The sequence below is a fragment of the Fulvivirga sp. M361 genome (assembly GCF_007097395.1).
GTDB lineage: Bacteria > Bacteroidota > Bacteroidia > Cytophagales > Cyclobacteriaceae > Fulvivirga.
This window is the reverse complement of the sequence record NZ_VKDC01000070.1, coordinates 1-6,612: the sequence shown is the minus strand read 5'-3', so window position 1 is coordinate 6,612 and position 6,612 is coordinate 1. Positions and strand designations below refer to the sequence as shown.

At 41.9% G+C, this 6,612-nt stretch carries 2 protein-coding genes; both read left to right on the top strand.

Annotated features, from left to right (window positions below; all coding sequences use genetic code 11):
* Positions 1–212: 212 nt before the first annotated feature.
* Positions 213–2,267: a hypothetical protein gene (locus FNH22_RS31300; protein ID WP_143402481.1), complete on the top strand. Its 2,055-nt coding sequence runs from the start codon at positions 213–215 to the stop codon at positions 2,265–2,267.
* 644 nt (positions 2,268–2,911) lie between these two features.
* Positions 2,912–6,612 (top strand): hypothetical protein (locus FNH22_RS31295; RefSeq protein WP_143402480.1); only part of this gene is annotated, 3,701 nt, incomplete at its 3' end.

Genomic DNA, 6,612 nt, shown 5'->3' with positions numbered 1-6,612 from the left:
AAGGAACAAATTACTTGCTAGAATATTCGCTGTAGTTAAAAGAGAAACACCTTACGTCGAAATTTTTAACTATGCAGCGTAAAATTGTACTTTTTTTATTGTTTAAGTCTTAGAATACTGGCCGACTACAACCTGGCATTTATCAAAGCGCTGTACAAAATCAAAATTCCCCTCCCTATTCCATCAAAATGTTACTACCTTGCCATTCGTCTATGGCCCGCAAAAGTCTCCCTTTTTTACTCCTTTTTTTAACCGTTTCGGTCACCTATGCCCAACAATATCCGAACGAAGAAAAAGAAGTACTCGACAGTCTGAAACAGGTAAAAAAGTTGGACTCTCTGGCCATTCTAAACAAAACCGATTCCCTGAAGGTAGTAGCCGTCAATCTGAAACAAAGATCAGCCAGCCTCGACACACTTATGAATACCCCTAAAAATAAGCTGGATAGTATCTCTAAAAGAGTAGATGATGTTGCCGGTTTTGCTGAAGTGAGAAACCTAAAAGACAGTCTTACCGCTCCACGCGTTCCCGATAAATTAAAGTCATTACAATCCAAAAAAGATACGATCCAAAATAAAATAGATCACCTGACCGGAAAAGCATCGACCCTCATATTAGCCGATAGCGTCAATGACGATCTTTTAAAAGATAAATTTCGCATTCATCCGCCAGGAGATTCACTGAAAGGGAAATGGACCTATATAAAAGATAGCGTGTCCATAGAACTTGATCCTAATGTGCGATTGTCGAATACCCGGAATAAACTGGATTCAGTGCAGCTGAAAGCAACGGATACACTTACTACACGAATAAAACGTAAATTCTCAAGGCTAAACACTAAAAAAGATAGTTTGCAGGTGTTGTCCCAAAAGCCTAGCAACAAGATCACTGTAGTACAAGGTAAAATGGAAAGTAAGGTAGCCGATGTTTCCGTACTTCCGAGTAAAGGAATAGACCAGCCAGGAAAGATCAACCCCTTAGATAAAGTAGAAGGAGGTATAAACCTGCCAACGGACCAGGTAACATTGCCCGGATCAGATCAGACAGGAATTGCAATTCCTGGTGTAGCATCAAAGCTTCCAAAAACAGACCTGCCGGTTTCAGGTCTTCCGGATACCGATATTCCATTGAATGAATCACTCCCTGGCAATTTAGATATAGGCACAGACCAAATCAACGGCATAACGGAAAACATCGAACTGCCTGAAACAGGCCTTCCGGATGTGAAAAGCGAACTAAATGACATTAAGCCGGACATTGATGTAAACCGGGAAATAGAAAAAACCACGGACATTGATCTGAAAAGCTCGGTGCAGGATCCGTTGGGAGATGTAAAAGGTAAGGTCAACGAACCTTTGGGTAAGGTGAAAAAAAATGAAATCGTTGGAGAGGCAAAAGAAAAGGCGGGTGACTTCAAAAAAGTAAATACAGACCTGGAAGGTATCCAAACGGATATCCGGTCAGCTCGTGAAGGAGATGCCGAGGCTCTGGAAAAACGTATAGCAGAACAAGCGGATCTGTCAGACAACCTGGATTTGGTGAAACAACAACAATTGGAAATGCAGGAACTCCAGGTAAGCTATGAAGACAAGCTCAAGATCATGCGTGAGATGCAAGATCAGGAGGTTTTTAAAAAGAAATTGGAAGAGGCGTTAAAAAAGGAAGTACCCAACCAATTCCAGGGAAAAGAGGAGCAGCTGCTGGCAGCGCAGAAAGTGCTCACAGGGTACAAGAAAAAATATGCTGAAGTATCCAGCATCAAAGACCTGCCATCAGGAAAGGCACAAGCCGTCCGAAATGATCGCTTCATCGATCGACTTATGCTAGGGACAGATATTGAGTTTGTCAGATCGGAGGTCAATTTTTTAGACGTCGCTCCCTACGTTGGTTATAAACTCACCAAACGTTGGCACCTGAAAGCGGGCTACAGTTGGCGTTTAGGTGCCTTTTTCGACGATGGCGTAGACATACATGTTCACAGCACCAAAGGATTGCGTACCTCTATCAGCTTTGATGTTTATAAAGGCTTTATGGCTGTAGCCGGGTATGAGCATACCCAAACAGAGATAGTCAGTATAAATCCCGGAGAGCAACCACCGAAATGGGCCAATATTGCTGTGGTGGGTATTCGCAAAAAATATAGGATCATCAAAAACTTTCATGGTGATGGTCAGGTGCTATATAATTTTTCATTGAATAGTGAAAATACATTTGATCAGCGTATTAACCTGAGGTTTGGATTTTTTCTGGATTTTAAGAAGAAGTAGGTTTGAGTCTTAGCCTGTTAGTTTTGTGCCCTTTGTGTCAACGGAGTTTGTTTAATTTGCTATGATAAGGTACATGATTTTTCCCCCTTTGGTTTTTGATTGTTGTGAATTACCTGTGAGGAAAATGTTGAAGATCAGGGATATCCTGAGTGTAGGCCTTAGTTGGTCACAGAAATTCGAAAAGAAAACAGTTTGAATTAATCAATAATAACACCATATTTACCAGTATTTCAAACCTCTACTGACATACAAGAGGTTACTTTGATTTTTTAAACTATATACATTATAAATTTTTTTATATGTCAATCTGGAAGTCATATCTTATTTATGGTGGCCTTGTAATTAGTTTTTGTTTCCTTACTAATGTTAATGCAAATCCTGCCTGTGATGATATAATAGTGAAAGCCAATATTAAGGATGTTGAAGAAAATCACAAGAATGTCGACATTTTAATTAGCAGTAAAAATAAATATGATCTGATTCAATATTATTTTTTTCGTGGCGACCAAACATTAGTGTCCAACGATTTTAAATCAAACATTTTGAAAAATGTGCCAACCGGCAGATATTACTGCATTGTGATATTCGATAGCGAGTGTATCAAAAGAGTAGATTTTGAGATAAACTAAATTGTGTTTTAGATCATGAAGAAATCGTTACTACTTATAATCACCCTTGCATGTTTCTTTCATATTAGCCACTCTCAAGTTTTCAGTTCTACCAGTGGCGATGGAGATCTGGTAGTTCAATGGAGGGTCATAAATGCTTGTAATGGTGCTGAAGATGGACTTGTAGAGTTTATCGTTTTGTCATCTAATGGCAATGAAGACGCCACTTTGCAGAGTTTTTTTGATCCTAGTCCTGGCGATTTTGAAGGGCTTACGACACTTCCTTTTAATGTACCTGTAATTGTTGATGGTTCTAATGCTCCAGCTGGCTTGCCTGATGCAACATACGTCTTTTTTATAAATACCCCGAGTGGAGATGCTATATCCAGTAGTGTAGTAGTGGATGACGTCACTACATTACCTACCATCACCACAAATACGCCTCCAACAGATCTAATTAATGACAACATTAATTGTAACCCTCTTGATGCTCAGATAAATGTTTCCTTATCAGGAGGTTCTAATGGTATTGCCGGATTGCCTAACCAAGTTCAAAATGGTTTTTTGAATTGGGAGATATCTACTGATAACGCTTTAGGTACAATTTCAGGAAATACGCTCGTTTCTTCTACTCTCGATTTTGCATCATTATTTTCCATTTCGGCACTTCCAAGAGGTGAATATGTATTTACTGTTTCAGATTCTTTTTCTACATGCCCAGATGCAAGCAGGAGTTATACTGTAACGGAACCGCGTCCAAATAATTTCACCATATCTACGCTTACTGATCCAATTTGTAATGGCGACGATATAATTATTACGTTAGATAATACAGATCTAAGTGTGAATTACACATTAGCGGTAGATGGTGTTGCTACAGCTATAACAGCTGTCGGGACAGGGGGTAGTCTGGACTTTGCGCCATTGTCAAGTTCTTCTTACACCAGCAACGTCGATATTTCGGTCTTAGCCAGTATTGGTTTTTGCACAGATGTTGCTTCTGATAATATATTACAAGTAACTGTACTTCCATTTGCTCCTGATGCAACCAACCCAATAGATAGTGATTATTGTTTTGGAGACCCAATATCCAATGTCTCAGTCGATGATCCTGGGGCGGGCTTTACTGTTAATTGGTACGATGCATCTTCCAACGGAAATCTGGTAGGTACTGGTGCCACGCTCAATCCTCCACCATCTCCCGGAACTTATTTCGCAGAGGTGGTGAATAACGCTACAACTTGTGTTAGCGAAAATAGAGTTGCAGCAACAGTCACAGAACAACCTATTGCCACGGTATCAGCGGGTCCGGATCAAACGATCTGTTCGGATGGTACTGTTACATTAAGTGGCACGATCGGTGGTTCTGCGACGAGTTCGACCTGGTCGAGTTCAGGAGATGGTACTTTTGACGATGCGAGCTTACTGGGAGCTGTTTACACGCCCGGGGCGACGGATATAACGAATGGGACAGTGGATCTGACATTAACCACAGATGATCCTGCGGGTTCTTGTCCTTTTGCCACAGACTTTATGACCGTTACGATAGAACTGGCTGCCACAGTATCAGCGGGCTTAGACCAGACGATCTGTTCTGATGGTACGGTTACGTTAAGTGGTACGATCGGCGGGTCAGCGACGAGTTCAACCTGGTCGAGTTCCGGGGATGGTAGCTTTGACGATGCGAGTTTATTGGGCGCTGTTTACACGCCCGGGGCGACGGATATAACAAATGGCACAGTGGATCTGACATTAACTACGGATGATCCTGCCGGTATTTGTCCCCTTGTTTTTGAAACTATTACCTTAACAATTGATAATGCTCCTTCCACTTTCAATGTCACCGGAGGAGCGACTTTATGCGATGGTGACGTAACTGTAATAGGGTTAGACGGTAGTCAGGCAGGTATTCGTTATGATTTATTACGAGATGGGGTCTTTGTTGAATCTCTAAATGGCAATGGTAGTCCGCTAGATTTCACAGCTGTTGGCTTAGCAGGTACTTATACTGTAGAAGGTATAAATATCACTACAACCTGCACAATTTCAATGATTGGGAATGCTGTGGTAACGGTAACTCCTATTTTGGGTGACCCTGCGATCTTTGGGAACGAAACATGGATTGGTTATATATATGATGAGAGTGATAACGGTGGACTGCCTGGCGGAGTAGGTTTTGCCCTTTCGGATTATCGTGGTTTTATTACCGAAACAGAGATAGATGCTTTTAATGCACAATCTTCCTACGATGTAACCGATGATGTATTTGATCTAAATATTGGCAATGTGGCTATTGCTGCCGCAGCATTATGTGATACCTATGCTAATCGCTTTAGTGTAAGGTATCGAATGAGAAAAACATTTACTCAGGGAGAATATACTATTACTATTGGTGCTGATGACGGTTCGAGATTCTTTTTGGATGGAGCGCTGATTCCTGCATCGGACCAATTCGTGAACGGCACGTATTCTACTACTACATTTGTAGCCTGTCTGGATGGATCACACGATATGGTCATTGAGTACTATGAGAATGGAGGAAATTCCCGTCTTAGTTTTGATTACACTTTTAGCCCTGTTGCCACACCTGCTGTAAGTTTGGCAGTGGATCAGAATCCTATTTGTGCAGGGAGTGAAGCGGTATTTACCGCCACACCAGTTAATGGAGGTATTACCCCGACTTTTCAATGGGTTGTTAATTCTGCCATTGTTCCAGGGGAGCTAACATCAGAATTTAGAAGCTCTACATTATCTGATGGAGATGAGGTATTTGTGCAGATGACTCCAGGTGGTGTGTTTTGTTTTTCAGGAGCACCGGCTACGTCCTCTTCTATTACCATGAATGTATTGAATGCTGCTACCATTACTGTACCAGTTGCAACAGTTGATGTGTGTGAAACAGGCGGTATAGTTGATTTGACAACATTGGTGAGCGGAAGTCCATCGAGTGGTACGTTTAGCTTTACTGGTACCGGAGTTACAGGCAATGATTTTGACCCTACAGGAATCTCAGGAATAGTTAATATATTGGTTGATTATAATTCGGGGGGGTGCGTAGCTCCAACAGCTAATTTTGATATTAATGTAATAACGACTGCGTCTATAACAGCTCCAGCTTCTCCTGTTACCGTTTGTGAATCGTCAGGTACTTTGGATTTAACCACTCTGGTGAGTGCTACGCCAATAGGTGGTACGTTTGGCTTTTCCGGAGTTGGTGTAACTGGCACTAGCTTTGATCCAGCCGGGCAATCAGGGTTAATTACAATTACGGTTAATTATGGAGTTGGTGCTTGTGTAGCGCCTGTTGCTAACTTTGAAATAGATGTTACTTCTGATCCTTCATTAACGGTTCCTGGGATAGTAACAGATGTCTGCGAGGCTGATGGAGTAGTGAATTTAACAGGTTTGGTCACAGGTTCTCCTCTTGGTGGAGTATTTAACTTTTCAGGCACCGGCGTGGCAGGTACTGATTTTGATCCTAGTGGCCTTTCCGGATCAATAACAATTACAGCAGATTATAGTCTGGGCGGTTGTACTACCCTTCCGGAAACATTTGATTTAAATGTTATTAGTACTCCTACGATCACGGTTCCTGCGACTCCCACAGATGTCTGCGAGACAGGTGGTGTTGTAGACTTGACTACGTTGGTGAGCGGAAGTCCTGCTGGCGGCACATTTAGCTTCACCGGCACAGGGGTTACAGGCAATGATTTTGATCCCACGGGTCTATCGGGTTC

Coding starts and splice junctions, on each gene's coding strand:
- FNH22_RS31300 (WP_143402481.1), top strand. CDS start 213: ATGGCCCGCAAAAGTCTCCCTTTTTTACTCCTTTTTTTAACCGTTTCG.